Source organism: Picosynechococcus sp. NKBG042902, assembly GCF_963864045.1.
In the GTDB taxonomy this organism is placed as follows: Bacteria; Cyanobacteriota; Cyanobacteriia; order Cyanobacteriales; family MRBY01; genus MRBY01.
Map to the genome: position 1 here is coordinate 1 of NZ_CAWLTV010000042.1, position 16,661 is coordinate 16,661.

Here is a 16,661-nt window from a genome sequence, read left to right on the forward strand (position 1 = left end):
CAGAGAATCCTAACTGTACCCCCCGNACTGCTTCAACAACTCGCCCGATGGTGATTTGGGAATACGCAGAGGAATGATACGCAACAGAATTGCCAAGCATCAAAACTGTCCCCCCACACTGCTTCAACAACTTGCTGCTGATGATCATGGAACCGTGCGCACAGGAGTGGCAGAGAATCCTAACTGTCCCCCCGCACTGCTTCAACAACTTGCCCATGCTGACTATTCATGGATACGCAGAGAAGTGGCTAAAAATCCGAACTGTCCCCCCGCACTGCTCCAACAACTTGCCTCTGATGAAAATGAAAACGTGCGCGCAGAAGTAGCTCAGAATCCTAACTGTCCTCCCGCACTGCTTCAACAACTTGCCCATGATGATAAGTCCGTACGTACAAGAGTGGCTGAGAATCCTAACTGTCCTCTCGAACTCCTCCAACAATTCGCCCATGATGATAAGTTCGTACGTGCAGGAGTCGCCTGGAATCCTAACTGTCCCCCCGCACTTCTCCAACAACTTGCCTATGGTGATTCGGGAATACGCAGAGGAATGATACGCGCAGGAGTGGCTAGCAACCCGAACTGTCCCCCCGAACTTCTCCAACAACTCGCCCATGATGACTATTCACAGATACGCAGAGGAGTGGCCAGGAACTCCTAACTGTCCCCCCGCACTGCTTCAACAACTTGCCTCTGATGACGGTTTATGGGTACACAGAGAAGTGGCTAGCAACCCGAACTGTCCCTTCGAATTTCTCCAACAACTCGCCCATGATGACGATTCACAGGTACGCACAGGAGTGGCCAAGAATCCTAGTTTTGCTGCTGCACCTGAGTGTCAGGAGTCAATCATCACCGAAAACCTTATCGCTTTAGCTGAGGAAAATATTCCCAGTAATCGCCGCCTCTTTGCCCTCCGCTCTCCCCACTGCCCAATAAAAGTCTTAGAGCGTTGCGCCACCAGTATTGATTTCCTCGAACGCCGCGCTGTTGCTGAGAATCCTAATACTCCCACCGAGGTACTGCAAACCATGATCACCACCGATGCAGACCGGGTTGTCCGGCAATATGCTCAAACTAATCTAGATAGCCGGAGTACATCACAAAAATAGGCCTAAAGGTAGCGAAGCTGCAACGAAGTGCCACACAACCTCTGTAACCCTTGCTGCGTAGTCATTTCAGAAAAACTTTAGTCATTCCAAAAAGATTTAAAGCGGTCCGGTGATAGCTCGGTATAGCGTACCGTATGCTGAATATTCTTGTGTCCCAGATAGGCCTGAATTGCTCTTGTATCATGTCCTCTGGAGGCCAAGTAAAACCCACAAGAATGCCTCAGCTTTAAAAAAAGTATGGGGATCTTCAGGATCTTGACGCTTGGCGATCGCCTGAGCTAATTCTCTGCCGAAATGAGTTTCAACTAGCTCGCTCACTTTGTGAAAAGAGAGATCAGGATGTGAATTGTCTAAAACTTGGAGACGGGCAGCAATGGTACGAAATTGGAGATTTAGTAGAGACATACTGGTTTTTCCTCTTTTTTAGTTGCAGACAGACACAAGAAGACCTTGAGATCTGTGCAATTTCTAAAGGAAAAACAATTTTTCTCTAGCTCATCTACTAAATCAGTGGTTTGAATGACAAAATAACCACGCGTAGATAATACAGCACGAGTGATAAGTCATTTCTACATACTGAGACTATTTTTTTGAGCTTTCAGGCAAATTTGGATTAAGTTCTGGAGCAATGGCTCGCCTATACTCATTAGTCTGAGGGAAGAAGAATATTCTTCAAAGGTTGCGGGATCAAATGTAACTGTTTCGGTTTTTGACTTTTGAGTCAGTAACCACTGATGCGCACCTTCGCTGTCCCTGGAGGGAGTGCCTTTATCTTCAAAAGTAATCCCGGCTTGTTTGAGGCTAGGGGATGTAGTGAGCCAGCGTTCCAGATCCTGCCAGGATAAAGGAGAGGGTGGTTGGGGTTGACGAATGCTGGCCATATCAGCCTCTACATCCATCTGTACCATGTCATCGAGGGTTACCTGTAGTGGTGGAGCATCTAACTCATGGTCAAAATCCGAGAAGAGGACGTCTGCCTCTTGGGGGTCGGCACTCATGGTCGCTTGTTCGATGAGGGTAGGGACTTTTGCCAGGATGGGTTGTAGGCTGCCGACGACCGATGAAAAGGCGTGAATGCGATCGCGGAGGCGCTGATAGACTCTGGCTTCTACGGTGCCGTCGTAATAGAAGTTGTGGATGATCACCTTGGGGAAGGTTTGACCGATGCGATCAATCCGGCCAATTCGCTGCTCAACGCGCATCGGGTTCCAGGGCATATCGTAGTTAATCAATACACCGCAGGTTTGCAAGTTTAAGCCCTCGCTGGCGGATTCAGTACAGAGCAAAAGTTTAATTTGACTTTCCCTAAATTCCCGCTTGATTTGCTCTTTGGGGACGGTGCGCCATTCGCCATCGATTAGCTTTTCGCCGCCGCGACCGGAGTAACAGGCAACCTGGGTGCCATAGATATGCCGCAGTTCGCCCCGCAGAAAGTCTAGGGTGTCAGTGTATTGGGTGAAGATGATGGCACTATCTCGCTGTTGAAATTCTCGTCTCAGAATAGTGAGGAGGTGGGAGAATTTGGTGTCTTCCCCCGTGTTTTCAAATTGGTGCAGCAGTTCTTCGAGAAATTCGATTTCCTTGGGGTGAATTTCCTCCATGAAGTTCTCTAGGCCATCAATAATTGCGTCCTCTTGGTCTTCCAGTTCAAGTAAATCATCATCGCTCAAGCCACTACCTTGCTGAGTGATTAGCGCATCTAGGCGACGTTGAAGGGATTCGCGGATGGCATAGAAAGAACTGGTCAGCCGTTTGCGATAGAGGGTCATCAAAAACCCTAATGCTTTGCGGTTTTCTTTCTGGGCGAGGCGATAAAAATCCCGCACATAATCACTCACTTGACGATAGAGGTCTGCTTCTCTGATGGGTTCGAGGGCGATCGCCTGATCTTGGACATCGCGTTGGGGGATATCTTTTTCAAGGAGTCCCCGTTTGTAATACTCGCGCAGGGTTTTGCGGGTATGGCGAAACATCTTTTCCTTGAGAGGAGTGTGGATGCTGAGATATTCCTTAGAACGTTCCATGAATTGGGTGTCATTCAAATATTGCCGGAGATTAATGGCGGGATATTTCCCGCTCCAAAAATCCTCAATGCGGGAAGCAAGGAGGCGATCGCCTTGATTGAGATAGGCCCTGAATCGAGGGCAGGATTTACCTCCATACTTAAAGTAATCCGCCGTCATTTGCTGCCAGAATTTCAGTAGATTTTCGTTGGGTTGATTATCGAGGGAGGCAAAGTAATCGCAGAAGATATCACCATAGCTCCAGTGACCTTCTAGACCAATCACTGAGATTAAATCAAATACTTCAATGGGGTCGATCTGCATTGGGGTGGCAGAAAGAAGCACCATACTTTTTGTTTTTTCCCGCAGTTGTTGCAAGAGGTCTAGTAAACGGTTTGGAGTCTCTTTTCTGTTTTGTGGTGCTTTGCGGCGGGCATGGTGAGCTTCATCAATTACCACTATGTCCCAAGGTTCGGCGGCGAGCAGTTCCTCCATCCGGTCTTGGCGGCGAACGAGGTGACTAGAGGCTAGCACCAGGTCTTGGGTATCCCAAGGATTATTGAGGGGAGGACAGGTTTCGCCATCGGGATTGGTCAGTTGTCCTTTGCTATAACTCCAAAAATGGAGGTTAAATTTTTCCCGCATTTCACTGTGCCATTGGGGTTGGACGCTGGCTGGGGCAAGGACTAAGATTCGTTTTGCTTTACCAGAAACGAACAAGTAACGCAGAATGAGACCTGTTTCGATGGTTTTACCGAGTCCGACTTCATCAGCAATCAGAAAGCTAGTGGGGAAACGCTCAACGACGTGGCGCAGGATTTTGATTTGGTGCGGCCAAGGAGTGATAGGAATCGACTCTAGGCAATAGCTCAGGCAACCCGGATCGGTGGGTAAGCTTTGCCATTTTTTGAGCATTTCTTGTTCAAAGGCTATCGCCTCTTGCCCCCCAGCCCCCGAATCGGGGGAGCAAGAAGAATCCGGAAAGTCCCCAGATGATTGCCCCCCTAGCCCCCCAACTTGGGGGGAATTTGAATGTGTGCTGGTATTTAAGTCCCCAGAATGGGGATTTAGGGGCGTGTTCGTATTGTAGTTATCACCATCTTCTTTCACGCTGGGACTCTGGGGCGGTTTGAATGTTTTTGGTAAGGGACGATAGTCGTAGTCTTTGGCAGGATTCCATTGGGGTTTTTGGGTGGGGGAATAACGTAGCAGCTTGTCCCGAATGGCATCGGGCATAGCAAAGCTTTTGACCCGTGGCATCTGGTTTGTCCAGAGCTTCTCAAATCTGACAATTTCTTCCTGTACTCGCTCTAAATCCCGTTGTCCTTCCCATGAACAATAGACATGAAAGGATTCTGTATTGAGTTCCCAACCACTAATCGATTCATTAGCTGATCCGTTGGTGGCAAGTTGATTCCCTGCGGCATCGGTGAAGATACAAACCTTTTCATGAAAGATATGGTTGAAATCAAGGGTCTCTTCGAGCAGTTGTGGGTCGCCATTTTGTTTGAGCGGGATAGCAATGCGGATATCCAATCGACCAGCTTGGATCAGCCAACTGAGAATTTCAAAGTGGTGGAGCTGGGCAAAGTTTTCCGGGGGAGTGAATTGAGCATCGAGTCTTGATGTAACGGTTTCTCTAAGTTCGTAGCCTTTTTTGATGGCGGTCACGTCTTGAGCATTGAGTTGACAACCCAGAATTAGGCGCATTTTGCCGTCTTGATTCAACATTGTGCCCAGACCTCTGGCGATGTGGCTGAGGATGGCGCTGCCAAAAAATCCCGATTTGCGGTCGTATTGAATTGAGCGTTCGAGGGCAGGAAGATAAAAATCAGCGATCGGGTTATCTTTATCACTGGCGTAGCTGATTTTCCACGGGTAGTCGGACAGAGAAAGAGGCATATATACTAGAGATATATATTCTTTTGCTTAGTGTAGTATGGCTAAACCAAAAACAGCTAAATTATTTATGAATGGTAATAGTCAAGCGGTCAGACTCCCACAAGAGTTTCGGTTTGAGGGGAAGGAAGTTTTTATTTATAAAGAAGGCGATCGCGTAATTTTGTCTCCGAAGAAGCGATCATGGCGAGATTTTTTTGAAAATGCTCCTTGTGCCACGCCAGATTTTATGGAAACACGGGATGATCAACCGCCCCAAGAAAGGGAGGAATTATTCTAAATGTTTTTGTTGGATACGAATATTTGTATTTACATCATTAAAGAAAAGCCATCTCAAGTTTTAGAAAAGTTTGAACAAATTGAGCCCCACAAATTAGGGATCTCGATTATTACTCTAGCGGAATTAGAGTATGGGGCAGCAAAATCAATGAATCCAGCTAAAAACTATCAGGTTATTGAAGATTTTATTACTTATTTAGATGTCTTTAACTGGGATCGTCAAGCCAGTCATATTTATGGTGAACTGCGAGCAACTTTAACTCGTCAGGGCACGCCGATCGGTATCTTAGATACTCAAATCGCTGCCCATTGCCTCAGTTTGAATCGGGTTTTAGTGACGAATAATGTGCGGGAGTTTGAGCGGGTTCCTGGGTTAAAAGTAAAAAATTGGGTTTGATTAGGGAGACGGAATGAGAAGGTTTTGAAAAGGTTTGGTATTTTTCCAGCGGTAAATGCCAAAATCACGCTGATCAGTCGAGAAAATCCTGCCATGTCCAAGTTCCTCCGCCAAGATGACTAAAGAGGCATCGGCTAAATCCATCGGTAAGTCAGCATATTGTTCTGTCAATTGGATAATTCTGGAGAGGTGCTTTGTTTCTAACTGAAAAATTCGAGCAAAACCTTGATCAAGACTTTTGAGAAACTTAGTTTGATATTTCGTCCCTTGCCGCTGTAGCAGTAAATGACAGGTTTCTGTGATCACTGGATATGTAGTGATTAGAGTAGATTTAAGTATTTTGACAGCTTCTACAGATTTTTGATGATATTTATCCTTGCTATTCATTAAGGCATAGAAAAAGCCTGTATCAGCGATGATCATATTTTTTTGCCAATGATTCTGTTAGAACTTGTTTATAGTTACTTGACAAATCAGGATCGTCTTCAAAACAACCGATTAAACCTGACTCTTCCAAAATTTGCAGGGGTGTTTTTTGTGGAATTTGCAGGGTTTGATAATAAAGCTCGATCGCCTTTTTGAGAATTTCAGAAATATCCTGTTGTGTTTGTTGTTGGATCAAGTTAATTTTGTTAGCGATATCGGCATCAACTTGGGCATTAACTTCCATGATGTTAATCTCTTGCTATGTAAATAATTTACAGTTGATAATCATTTAAGCTGTTTCTAAGGTTAAGTGCTCTCGAATATAGGCCGGTTGTAAGCCTGAAATAATATCGATTTTTGGAACACCTTTTTCGAGGAGTTCTTCTGTAATGGATTGATCAGTCTGGTTATTTTGTATCCAGATTTTTTGCTCTTGAATCTCTAAGTGAAGCACACAGGAATAGATGCGTTGTTGATCATTCCACCCGAGATGGACTAGGAGATAGCGGTCTTTTTTTTCATCGAAAACGGTTTCTACTTCGATGTCGCCACCAATGGGCTTGATTTTCGCTTTCTCGTTGAGCATGTCTTGAACGATTTGACGATAGTGATTTAATTTATCCATTCGACTAACATCTCCTTGATTGGGTCATAAACAATTAGATTAAGTTGATATTGCTTAATTGCAGCTTTTGGTAAGTCTCTCTTAAAGAAGGATTGATAGGCATAAAGGGGAACGGCTAAGAATAAAGTCCGATTCGGTTCGGTCGTCTCTAGTACCAATCGATAATTCAGAAATTGTCCTAGGGCGAGGTGAAAATCTGATAAAGCGGAGTCATTCAGAAAGCTCTTGATTTCCACTGCAATTTTCTGGTTATCTTTTTCTGCACCAAGGACTTGTTCTGCGCCAAGGTCGATTTGTACTTGATCATATTCACCAAATTTTAGGTTTAGAGGATCATGGGTGATTGTCCAGTTTTCTTTGATGAGTGCTGTTTTTACAGCTTCATGAAATTTGTCTTTTGCTGCCATTATCGTGATTCTACTTTTAATTTTACTGTGTATGCCCCCTAGCCCCCATACTGGGGGAACTCTGCCCCCCGACCCCCAACATTGGGGGAGTAAAATCTGGGAAGTCTCCAGGATGGGGATTTAGGGGCAATTTCCGCCCCCTAGCCCCCAGAATGGGGGAACCGGAAAGAGAACCCCAGCATAGGGATTTAGGGGCTTAAATCCAATTCTGTCTGCACTGCCTGTCCAGTTCCTTCGGCATCCTCTGGGGTGACGTAACGCACTTTTGCGTTAATTTCGTCCATCGCTAACCACAGATCGGCCAGAGCTTTTTCTTCTGGCAGTCGTTTTTTCTCGTCGCGGATGTGAGGGATCGCTTTTAATGCGACTTCCCAAGCCTTCATGAATTGGTCATTGGCAAGTAACTCGGTTTTCTTGAGAAATTGGCGCACGGGTTCGATCGCCTTTTCTTCCTGATAAATAGCAATGACGGCATGGAGTCCATCAATCAGGGAGGTGAGGGCAAATTCATTCGCACTGACGGTAAAGGCGCGTTTTTTCAGGCGTTGGGCGGGTTTGAGTAGGTCACATTTTCCACTTTTTGCGGTGATGAGTTTGTGTTGTCCTTTGAGGTCATTAACGTCAAAACCTCCCACGGCGATCGCCAATTTTCTGGCTTCGTCGTAGGGAAATTCACGGGCTTGGAAGATGTCCCAGGCGAGTAAATACCATTGGGTGAGGGGGTCGAGGTAACTGAAATCGTTGTCTCCGGTGAGTTTGGAGAGGCGGTAGGTGGTGACGGCATCGCTAGCCACGGCAAAGGCTTCTTCGGGGGTGATGGGGATGCCTGAACTGTCGAGGACTTGGGGGTGTTTGGAAAATTCGTTGAGGGCGTAACCATACATACTCAGTTCGAGGTCGATCCCGGCGGGTTTGGCGTAGGTGCGGGTTTGGGCGTTGCGGGGGTCGGCGTTGCCTTGCCAGTCGATTTGGTAGTTGCCCATTAGGTAGGCTTCGACTTTGGGGGCTTCTGCTGTGACGCGGTTATAAATCCGGGGGCGTACGTCATCCCACCAAGCGGTTCCATTACTGCCCCCTAAATCCCCCATTCTGGGGGACTTCTGATCTTGCTCCCCCAAACGTTGGGGGCTGGGGGGCATGGCTAGGGGGGCTACTTACCGCTGAATCCGTGCCCCCTAAATCCCCTATTCTGGGGGACTTCTGATCTTGCTTCCCCAAACGTGGGGACTGGGGGGCAGTCTCTTCCCCAATGTTGGGGGTCGGGGGGCTAGGCGGGCAGATCTGGCGCTTACGGCAGACCAAGAGGACGGTACTGGATACGCTATTTTTCTGGGCTTGGTGGAGGTTTTGGGGGTTTTCGGTGCTGACGGCCCAACTGGCGGTAATCTCGAATCCGGCATCGATCAGGGATTTGGCGAGGACGTTCCATGCGCCGCTGTCTTTGTGGTTAAATTGCACGGTCATTACGCCGTCTTCTTTCAGCACGCGGTAATACTCGCTGAATGCCATTTGCATTTTGGCTTCGTAGTCTTGATCTGCGAGTTCTTTAGGGCTGCCTCCCATGTTGCGGAAACGGGAGGGGTTGGCGACGGCTTCGCGGTCTTTGTCGGTGAGTTCGCTGTAATAGAGTTCGGGGAAAATATCGCCTAAAATTCGCTTTTGCCAAACATAGAAAAAGTCGGAGAGTTCGGCGTATTGGATGGTGCTGTAATAGGGCGGATCGGTGACGACGGCATCAAGGCTTTGGTCGGGGAGGTGAAAGAGGCTATCGGCGGAGGCGTTTTCGATGTGAAAGGTTTTTTCGGTGTGAGTTTCGAGGTTGAGGCTAGATGAATTTATTTTTGTGCCGAGTAATTCACAAACTTTTGTGTAATCCCTCGCTGCTTCTTCTTGACACGCTTGCCATAAGTCAGTCGCTCCATTCACTTCGGGATAATTCCACATTAAATTTAAAGCATGTTGTGTAGATGCTTTCTGAATACAAGCTCTTGCTGCGTTATAAATCACTAAGCGGCAATCAGCGTCAACACATCGATCTAAAACTAAAGCGAGGTAAGTGGCGATCGCCTTTGCTTTTTCCTCTCCTAACTCTGCTCTGATTTTCTCCTTTGCCTCATTGATAATCTCTACATAAGTCACCAACGTTAAAAGCTGCCGAGGGTTAAATAAAGAAGCCCAATCTTCCATACCATAGAGCCTTAACCGTGAATCTCTCGTAACTGGTGGTGCTTCCTCTGTGGGAAATAAATCAGGTCTTTGAAATTTCTTTTTACTTATAACCTCTTCAACAATTTCTACTACAGATAAATCCGTAGAATTAGGAGTTCTAAAATCTAAACTTCCTTGTCCTCGCTTAAAAGCAACTGCATATAACTGATGTCCCATTTTTTGTTGACATCCAGCTTGCATGATGAATTCATTTTCAATAATCTCTTCACAATTAAGACACTTGGCAACCCCTCGGCTCATGGTAGAAAAATCATTTGGATCAAAATCACCGTCGGGGGTTTGAATGGTATTGCCCTTGCCTTTTTTGCCCTTAATCAATGCAAAATCAACCCGTTTTTCTGCGGGATTCGGCACAGGTTTAACCGCACACCAATCACTTGTAACTTTCCGTTCTTTTCCTGCTCCAGCATAGTTACTCGTTTTACTTAGCCACCAATTCGGACTCAGGGGCACAGTCGATTGACAGTGAGGACATTGCACCGTGTGCGCCCAGAGATAATTTTGAATCTTTTCGCCCCCGCCCCCTAAATCCCCCATTCTGGGGGACTTGCCATCTTGCTCCGTTGCTTCTCCCCCAATGTTGGGGGTCGGGGGGCTAGATTGGGGGGCTAGGGGGGCTGGGCTACTCGGAAAAAACTCTTTTAACCGTTCCTCCGCCTGTTGCCCGACCCATTGCACCCATTTATCAATATCCCGCTGCAACTCCGCCCCAAACATCAACGGAAACTCAATGGCCGCCTTCATTGTGACCACTGCCACCGGATTCAGATCAGACGCAAACACCCGCAACCCATACCGCGCCGCCTCAAAAGGAATTGACCCACCCCCCGCAAACGCATCCAACACCGCCGGAGTTTTATCCCCCCAGACTTGTTCGCATAGTTCCTGTACCCGCTTCACCCGTTCCGGTGACGGTGGCGTTTTATAAAGACGGGTTCTCTTGTGGCGATCGTCCCGTTCTACCTCATTTTCATTCTTTCGCGCCCGTTCCAACCCAAGGAGATATTCAAACTCCTCCATGGTCACATCCGCAGGCAGTAGCGACCCCAATACCGAAGCCCGACTGAAGGAAAGCGGCTTACGGGAATACCAACGATGTAACCCCTTAAACGGATTGCCCCCATTCTCGAAATACACCTGCTGATTGAGGAGATTCACGGGGAAGATTTTCTCGATAAAGAGTTGTTTACGTTGGGGAGTCGTCATAGGGTGTCGGATTAACGGCGGGTATTTTTATGATATAGCCCCCTAACCCTCATTCTGGGGGAATTTGTCCCCCGACCCCCAGCATTGGGGGAGTAAGATTACCCATCCCACCAGTAGAAAGTCCCCGGTACGGGGATTTAGGGGCTTGTCTTTGCCTCTTAGTAGCCCCCTGACCCCCATTCTGGGGAATTTGCCCCTAACCCCCGATTCGGGGGAACCGGAAAGGCGATCGCTCCTCCAACACACCAGTAGAAAGTCCCCGGTACGGGGATTTAGGGGCTAGGGGCGTTTTAATTCTGCTCGGATGCGCTCTAAAACATCATCTAAATGATTCATGACCTCATCATTACTGAAGCGAATTACTCGGTAACCTAGTATCTCTAGCTTTTCCGTGCGGGCTTGGTCATACTCTTGGCGATCGCGGTGAATCTCGCCATCAATTTCTACGACTAATTTACAACTAGGACAATAAAAATCAAGGATAAATTGTTCAACAGGATGTTGACAGCGGAATTTAAAGCCATCGAGCTTTTTACCTCTGAGCGCTTCCCATAGCTTTGCCTCTGCGGGAGTAAGATTTACTCTAAGGCGACGGGCCGCCGCTTCGATGTATGGAGTTGTGCCGCGTATTCTTCGATATGGCATTGCTGTGTCCTAATGTTTTTTGCCCCCTAGCCCCCATTCTGGGGGGACAAGAGAGAGATGGGTTAGAGGCGATCGCTCTTTGCCCCCACCCCCCGATTCGGGGGAGTAAAATCTGGAAAGTCCCCAGAATGGGGATTTAGGGGCTTTCACTAACCTGAAATAATCTGATTAATTTCCTCAGTATGGGCTTGGTAATAACTCTGCGCTGCCGTAACATCCAACCAAGTCAACATGGGGTAATTCTCTAAAATCTCGCCGATACTTGCCCCTTGATTGAGGAAAGAAATGACCGTCCAAACGGGTACTCTCGTTTGCCGAATCCGGGCGTAGCCACTACAAATACCCTCCGTTTTTTGGATTAGCTTATCCTTGAGTTTTTCCTGTAGTAGTAGGTAGTCCTCGTTATCCAGAGAGTTAATCATGCCCACCAAAAAATCAACCAATTTTGCATTCATGATGATTTCCCCACTGACTAAGCAGAACGTTGCTGGAAATGGAATTCCCAATCTTCCTTTTGGTTAAACTGGGCAGATTCGATCAAGTTATCCACCATTTTTTGTAACCAGACCCGCGCCTCACGACTAGGTAACAACTCTTCTTGCACCTCATTCTGGATCTCCAACAGACGGCGATCGCCCTTGCGATAACAGAAAAACTCTAACCCTAGAGATTCCCCTGTCGCCTCATCCCTTAATAAAATCCCATCACTCTCCAGTTCATCAGCCATTTGAGTTTCCCTAGGTTCAGCCCAGAAAACTGTGAGCAGTTCAGCATCCGACGCATAAAAAATCTTCATGGTAAAAACCGAGTCACAAAATCCTCAGCAGTTAGACACTGAAAATCAGCAATACTTTTAATCAATTGGCGATTGGCTGACACAAAATAATCCGTCCTTCCAAACTTCGCCCCGACATAAATAGAAATATCCTCAGCCGGGATAGTCTGTTGAGTGCAAAGTAATGCAGCTTCCTGTCGCATTTCATTCGTTTCGGCTATGAATAAATGATTAAGATTATGCCAAATCTTTGCCACAATGCCAGCAGCCCAGTCCTTGTTTTTTAGTCTTTTCCCGACTCTTAAAACCTGATCAATTAATTCTTGAGAAATCACAACTTGGATCTCAGGATTACGAGAGTTTTGCTCTAGCCAAATCAGAATTCGATTTTCGGGTGAATGTTGCTCAAGTTGACCAACAATGTAGACATTGGTATCTAAAAAGATCCTCACTGCTATTTATAATTCCCCAAAGCGTTCGATCACCATTTCCCGCTTTACCTCACGAATTAACTCTAGAATTTGCTCACGAGTATGAATTCCGGCTTCTTCAAGGGATTTTTTGATGCTCGGATCAATTTCAGCAAAACTGATACTAGTTGGTTCTTTGAGCATGACCTGTACTTCGACTTCCCCTTCCCAAGGGAACGGAGCGATATCTTGATCTAGTACAAGCTGACCATTTTCGATTTTGCCCTTCACTTTGATGGCGATCGCCATGACCTCACCTCGATAAACCACTAATTATCATCTAACAACACTCTAATCGCTTTTTGAGCTGATCGCCTATGACCATTACTCATCTTGGCAAACCAGTAATGGGCTTCCTCATTACTCATAGCTCGTACCCCTTCTGTAATATTGGCGATCCGTTCCGGCTTACTGAGTCGCTTGAGCGCTTGGAACAGTACCGCGAGATTGACCCCAGAAGTTTCGCTGAGGACATAGGGACTCTGCCGCTTGTAACTGAGGGACTTTGGATCATAATTATTTTGCTTCAGACAGTCATAGACCGCTTGCCGCGCCAAGATGAGAGGGTTACCCTTGAGCTGACCAATTTTCTGCGCCGCTGGACGTTTCTTTTCGCCTGCCTTTTTATAGGCACATTGGAAAAGCTCCAGAGCAAATTCGTTATTTTGGAGTGGGACTACCCGTAATTGAAATTCCTGCATTGTGATTTCCTAAATCTTTGAAGCCCCTAAATCCCCATTCTGGGGACTTTCTACTGGTAGGATGGATAACCTTACTCCCCCAATATTGGGGGTCAGGGGGCTTCAGAATGGGGGCTAGGGGGCTAATCATAACCAACCTTTGCAAATAATCCCAGACGTTCCACCGGATTCCGACTGAGTGCCCCTTTAATTTCCTCTAGGATGCCCCCGGTTGCTGGGATAGGCTTCTCAAACTCTAAACGAATCTTGAGCATGGCATTTCCCTGAATTTCAGGCCCATTAAACAGCATATTTAATGGTGCGGCGAACCCTTGGTAGCCCCGCAAATCCCCTTGATATTCCAGCCTTGTAAATTGACCCTGACTCTGCAAGGTCACACTCTGCTCGATTTGGGGTTTATAGCGAGAGAGAAGGGCGATCGCTGTGCTGAGTTTCCGGTAATCGGCGATCGTATCCACCGTAATTTCCAGAGTCAAAAAAGTCGCTACCTTCGTGTCAGCAATTTGATCTGACAATTCCGTAAATGCCTTATTCGGTGTCCCTTCCTTGGTAATTTCAGTCGGACGTAAAGGTGGAGGAGGTGGTGGTTGTGGAATAACACCGCCAATATTAATGATTTTGCTCTCTTCTCCAGTACCGTCGTTACCGTAATCCGCTATCACTCTAAATTCAGTCGTTTTGGTAATCGTCAACTCTGCATCACCAGACGGCGGATAATCATTGCGAATGAGTTCATTTTCTTTGTACAGCGCAACGGCGATCGCCCCCTTGGCTCGCCAGCGTAAACGCACCGTTTTTTCTGTGTCTCCCCCTGGTAGGAGCTGAGCATCAAACTCAATTACCTTGGGTTCCGGTGGTTGAAGGATCCCCCGACGGTAAATTTCCAGGCGCTCGGAAAACTCAATATTCGGTAATTTATTCCCTCCAGATTGGGGGGTTAGGGGGGCGATAAAGACCTGCTGACCGAATTTGAGATCCCATTGTCCTTGCTCTACCCCAGCGCGGATCGTATCCCGTAGCTTGCTGAGTTCCCCCTCCAAAAACATATTGAGGTTAATATTTTTCGCAAAGGCTTCCCGCATCGCTTTCGCCGTCCAGTTATCAATCCCTGCGGGCCAAACCTTCTGGAGAATGTAAGCCGGCGCAAAGGGAGGTGCATCACCAGCCCTCAGTTTGCTGCAATCCTTGAGAACCTTGAGAATAACCTCCTGTTGATTATTTCTCCCCTTCACAGTGCTGGAATCTTGGGAGGGTAAAGTATAGTGCATCAAACCTCTAGGAGCCTTGACCGGATCTTGGTTGGGGTAAAACAAATGCCGATAAGTATTCGTCAGGGCGACTCGCACGGCGAGATCGAGTTCCCCTTCCCTTGTTTTGAGCTCTTTTTGTTGGGTTTCAGATAATTCTTCTAGGCGGCGAGGACTACTGCGGAGGGTTTTAACAGCAAGATACTCCCGCGTTAAATTCAGGGCACGTTCTAACTCTTGGTCGTTCGCCACCAGAAAAAGTAAGCGATTTTTGAAGATTCGGAATTTTCCGGCCTCCCCGGTATTTTCAAAAATTTGTTCGACTAAGGCTGGGGCCGCATCCGTTGAACTCTGAATTCGAGCTTCATTAAAATCAATCAAGCAGAGGGCAATGCTATCGGCGCGGTCATCCACATCATGGGCACCTTCTGGATCGGCGACACAATCAAAAAATCGGCTCTGGAAGATGCTATCTCGCCGCTGCCGTAATTCATCTTTTGCGACTCCCACACCTACCTGTTCTTTTTCTTGGGCAATGATCTTGTTGATCGATGGCTCTTCCTTAAACTGATAGATGTTGGTGACCGCATCAAAGTCTAAATGCCAAGCAACCGCCAAGAGATTACTCACAGCCCGCTCAACGAAGCCAATTTCCACATAGGGCGTCAGCAAGGATAAATTTAGCTCTGAGCGTCGAATACCCGCCGTAATGCCTTGGGTGAGGGAATGCAGGAAGATGGTTCGAGCGACCCAAGAGGAGAAAGGGGGCTTACCCATATCTCGCCATTCTTGGTCTTGGAATTGGGCATGGGCGGCAGTGCCGGTGTCGTTATAGATATCAGCCTTTACGGCTAGATCCATCAAGGAGCGATCCAGGCGAGACGTGAGTTCTGTGGTCATCTCCGCATGAATCCCAATGGGCAGATGGTGGGGATGAATGAGGCAGATATGTTCGGCTTGATTTTGCCAGAGGTATTGTACAAGTCGTGCAAATAAGCGTAATGCCCCACGGGTGCGCTGAAATTCTGGGATAGAAGCAATTTTTTGGGTTAGAAGATTAAACAACTCAGGGTGAAAGGGATAACTATTGGCGATCGCCTCTCGATAGCTGAGGTCTTTGCAACTATCCGGCAGATCACTGCGGCTAGACCGATAGGCGTCAAAGTAAGCATCAGCAGCTTTTTTCGTGGCGTCCTCACTGACGCTGTCAAACATCCGCTGTTTAACGATGTTGTAAATTTCAACGTCATTACTGGGCCGGAGAATCCTTTCCTGTCGGGCTGAAGCACTCCGTAACTCCCGCTGCAGATCGGCGGTTTCTTCGGCAAAGGTATCAGAACTGGACGCGAGGGAATAAACAAATACTAAGTTATTGCAGGAGGCTGCACAGTCCATCAAAGAAAATAAAAAGGCGACAACTTGTTTAGCGAGGTTGCTGTCGCCGACTCGTTTCGCCTTCGCGGCGCTGAGGTATCGAGCGATTTCATCCAGAATGATCAAGGTGGGTTTATCCTTGATCAGCCTCTCTAGGACTGCTGTGCCAGGGCTAATGCCGGATTCATCCGATCCTTTAAGCAATTGATATCCTTCAACACCCCTAACTTGATAAGCGATCTCTCCCCAAATGGTTTTTGTAGTGATCCCCGTTTCAGGATGGTAAACGCCTTCCTCTGGACTGAGATCACGGCCATCTACAGCCGCCACTTGGATTGAGCCCTCGGGGATTAACTCTAATACTTCACTAAACCGCTCATCATCTCCCAGGAGCGATCGCCCTTGTTTGGCAATGTGCCAGAGGGCAATTTCATCATGGGTTTTACCGCCACCAAAACTGGTTTCTAACCGAACGACTGGAGCGCCGATATTCTTACCTGTGAGGCGACCGAAAACGTCTTGAATCAACTCTCGCAATCCATCAGTAACAAAGGTATTAGTAAAAAACTGTCTTGGATTTTGATAAAGGCTTGGGGCTTTCCCTTCTACGACTAAACGGAGCTTCGCAGCAAACAAATCAAAGGATAAATCACCAGATACAATCTCAGAGCGAGGAACACATGTACTGAAAACTGATGACAACATTAGCGATTGAAGTGGCTTTATAGAGTTTGAGATTGCTGTAATTGTAAACCTGCCTGAACACCCCCGCTACAACCGGTTCAATATTCAAACCAATCCAAATTTACTTCAAGTCGATGTCAGGGCGTTGGCGATCGCCTGGGGGAATTAAGGTCGCGGGTGTTTGA

General features: G+C 47.2%; 21 protein-coding genes. 5 read left to right on the plus strand and 16 right to left on the minus strand.

Annotated elements, in window-relative coordinates; all coding sequences use genetic code 11:
- Window positions 1–73 precede the first annotated feature (73 nt).
- Both AACR41_RS16495 and AACR41_RS00925 read left to right on the plus strand, forming a co-directional pair.
- Window positions 74–658, plus strand: a complete 585-nt coding sequence (locus AACR41_RS16495) for a HEAT repeat domain-containing protein (RefSeq protein WP_052349731.1) — start codon at window positions 74–76, stop codon at window positions 656–658.
- 61 nt (window positions 659–719) lie between these two features.
- Window positions 720–1,109: a hypothetical protein gene (locus AACR41_RS00925; protein WP_052349732.1), complete on the plus strand. Its 390-nt coding sequence runs from the start codon at window positions 720–722 to the stop codon at window positions 1,107–1,109.
- Between the two features lie 77 nt (window positions 1,110–1,186).
- Here the strand turns inward: AACR41_RS00925 and AACR41_RS16500 are convergent, their stop codons facing one another.
- The 3 genes from AACR41_RS16500 to AACR41_RS00935 all read right to left on the minus strand — a co-directional run bounded on the left by AACR41_RS16500 (window position 1,187) and on the right by AACR41_RS00935 (window position 5,014).
- On the minus strand, window positions 1,187–1,309 hold the full coding sequence (locus tag AACR41_RS16500) for a tyrosine-type recombinase/integrase (RefSeq protein WP_397427768.1): 123 nt from the start codon (window positions 1,307–1,309) through the stop codon (window positions 1,187–1,189).
- Window positions 1,290–1,514, minus strand: coding sequence for a hypothetical protein (locus AACR41_RS00930; protein ID WP_030008191.1), 225 nt, complete (start codon window positions 1,512–1,514; stop codon window positions 1,290–1,292). Before AACR41_RS00930 ends, AACR41_RS16500 begins: the two co-directional genes overlap by 20 nt.
- Before the next feature lie 164 nt (window positions 1,515–1,678).
- Window positions 1,679–5,014 (minus strand): helicase-related protein, encoded by a 3,336-nt coding sequence (locus AACR41_RS00935; protein ID WP_030008192.1) that lies wholly within the window; start codon window positions 5,012–5,014, stop codon window positions 1,679–1,681.
- Between the two features lie 37 nt (window positions 5,015–5,051).
- Here AACR41_RS00935 and AACR41_RS00940 point away from each other — a divergent pair, with 37 nt between their 5' ends.
- Both AACR41_RS00940 and vapC read left to right on the plus strand, forming a co-directional pair.
- Window positions 5,052–5,291: an AbrB/MazE/SpoVT family DNA-binding domain-containing protein gene (locus tag AACR41_RS00940; RefSeq protein WP_030008193.1), complete on the plus strand. Its 240-nt coding sequence runs from the start codon at window positions 5,052–5,054 to the stop codon at window positions 5,289–5,291.
- Entirely contained in the window at window positions 5,292–5,687 is a 396-nt protein-coding gene (gene vapC, locus AACR41_RS00945; RefSeq protein ID WP_012308571.1) for a type II toxin-antitoxin system tRNA(fMet)-specific endonuclease VapC, read from the plus strand.
- On the opposite strand, the gene AACR41_RS00950 is transcribed toward vapC, so the two are convergent.
- The 6 genes from AACR41_RS00950 to AACR41_RS00975 form a co-directional block, all read right to left on the minus strand.
- Window positions 5,688–6,110 carry a type II toxin-antitoxin system VapC family toxin gene (locus AACR41_RS00950; protein ID WP_030008194.1) on the minus strand — a complete coding sequence of 141 codons (423 nt, stop codon included), beginning with the start codon at window positions 6,108–6,110 and terminating at the stop codon, window positions 5,688–5,690. It abuts the gene before it with no gap.
- Entirely contained in the window at window positions 6,097–6,357 is a 261-nt protein-coding gene (locus tag AACR41_RS00955) for a hypothetical protein (RefSeq protein ID WP_030008195.1), read from the minus strand. Before AACR41_RS00955 ends, AACR41_RS00950 begins: the two co-directional genes overlap by 14 nt.
- Before the next feature lie 45 nt (window positions 6,358–6,402).
- Window positions 6,403–6,738, minus strand: coding sequence for a XisI protein (locus AACR41_RS00960; protein ID WP_030008196.1), 336 nt, complete (start codon window positions 6,736–6,738; stop codon window positions 6,403–6,405).
- The gene (locus AACR41_RS00965; protein ID WP_030008197.1) at window positions 6,726–7,145 is read right to left on the minus strand and encodes a XisH family protein; all 420 of its coding nucleotides are present in this window, start codon (window positions 7,143–7,145) and stop codon (window positions 6,726–6,728) included. The genes AACR41_RS00960 and AACR41_RS00965 overlap by 13 nt, the downstream gene beginning before the upstream one ends.
- 188 nt (window positions 7,146–7,333) lie before the next feature.
- On the minus strand, window positions 7,334–8,233 hold the full coding sequence (locus AACR41_RS00970) for a hypothetical protein (protein WP_030008198.1): 900 nt from the start codon (window positions 8,231–8,233) through the stop codon (window positions 7,334–7,336).
- Window positions 8,211–10,580, minus strand: a complete 2,370-nt coding sequence (locus AACR41_RS00975; RefSeq protein WP_084150037.1) for a DUF1156 domain-containing protein — start codon at window positions 10,578–10,580, stop codon at window positions 8,211–8,213. Before AACR41_RS00975 ends, AACR41_RS00970 begins: the two co-directional genes overlap by 23 nt.
- Window positions 10,581–10,725: 145 nt before the next feature.
- On the opposite strand from AACR41_RS00975, the gene AACR41_RS00980 reads away from it, so the two are divergent.
- Entirely contained in the window at window positions 10,726–10,863 is a 138-nt protein-coding gene (locus tag AACR41_RS00980) for a hypothetical protein (RefSeq protein ID WP_161768752.1), read from the plus strand.
- Here the strand turns inward: AACR41_RS00980 and AACR41_RS00985 are convergent.
- The 7 genes from AACR41_RS00985 to AACR41_RS01015 all read right to left on the minus strand — a co-directional run bounded on the left by AACR41_RS00985 (window position 10,860) and on the right by AACR41_RS01015 (window position 16,428).
- The gene (locus AACR41_RS00985) at window positions 10,860–11,225 is read right to left on the minus strand and encodes an endonuclease domain-containing protein (protein ID WP_030008200.1); all 366 of its coding nucleotides are present in this window, start codon (window positions 11,223–11,225) and stop codon (window positions 10,860–10,862) included. The genes AACR41_RS00980 and AACR41_RS00985 overlap by 4 nt on opposite strands.
- Before the next feature lie 149 nt (window positions 11,226–11,374).
- Window positions 11,375–11,680: a DUF433 domain-containing protein gene (locus tag AACR41_RS00990; RefSeq protein ID WP_030008201.1), complete on the minus strand. Its 306-nt coding sequence runs from the start codon at window positions 11,678–11,680 to the stop codon at window positions 11,375–11,377.
- Window positions 11,681–11,697: 17 nt separating this feature from the next.
- On the minus strand, window positions 11,698–12,021 hold the full coding sequence (locus AACR41_RS00995; RefSeq protein WP_052349733.1) for a hypothetical protein: 324 nt from the start codon (window positions 12,019–12,021) through the stop codon (window positions 11,698–11,700).
- Entirely contained in the window at window positions 12,018–12,452 is a 435-nt protein-coding gene (locus AACR41_RS01000; RefSeq protein WP_052349734.1) for a hypothetical protein, read from the minus strand. The genes AACR41_RS00995 and AACR41_RS01000 overlap by 4 nt, the downstream gene beginning before the upstream one ends.
- Window positions 12,453–12,458: 6 nt before the next feature.
- Window positions 12,459–12,740 (minus strand): hypothetical protein, encoded by a 282-nt coding sequence (locus AACR41_RS01005; RefSeq protein ID WP_052349735.1) that lies wholly within the window; start codon window positions 12,738–12,740, stop codon window positions 12,459–12,461.
- Window positions 12,740–13,171, minus strand: a complete 432-nt coding sequence (locus tag AACR41_RS01010; protein ID WP_030008205.1) for a DUF7680 family protein — start codon at window positions 13,169–13,171, stop codon at window positions 12,740–12,742. The genes AACR41_RS01005 and AACR41_RS01010 overlap by 1 nt, the downstream gene beginning before the upstream one ends.
- Window positions 13,172–13,293: 122 nt before the next feature.
- Window positions 13,294–16,428 (minus strand): ATP-binding protein, encoded by a 3,135-nt coding sequence (locus AACR41_RS01015; RefSeq protein WP_223209979.1) that lies wholly within the window; start codon window positions 16,426–16,428, stop codon window positions 13,294–13,296.
- Window positions 16,429–16,661: the final 233 nt, after the last annotated feature.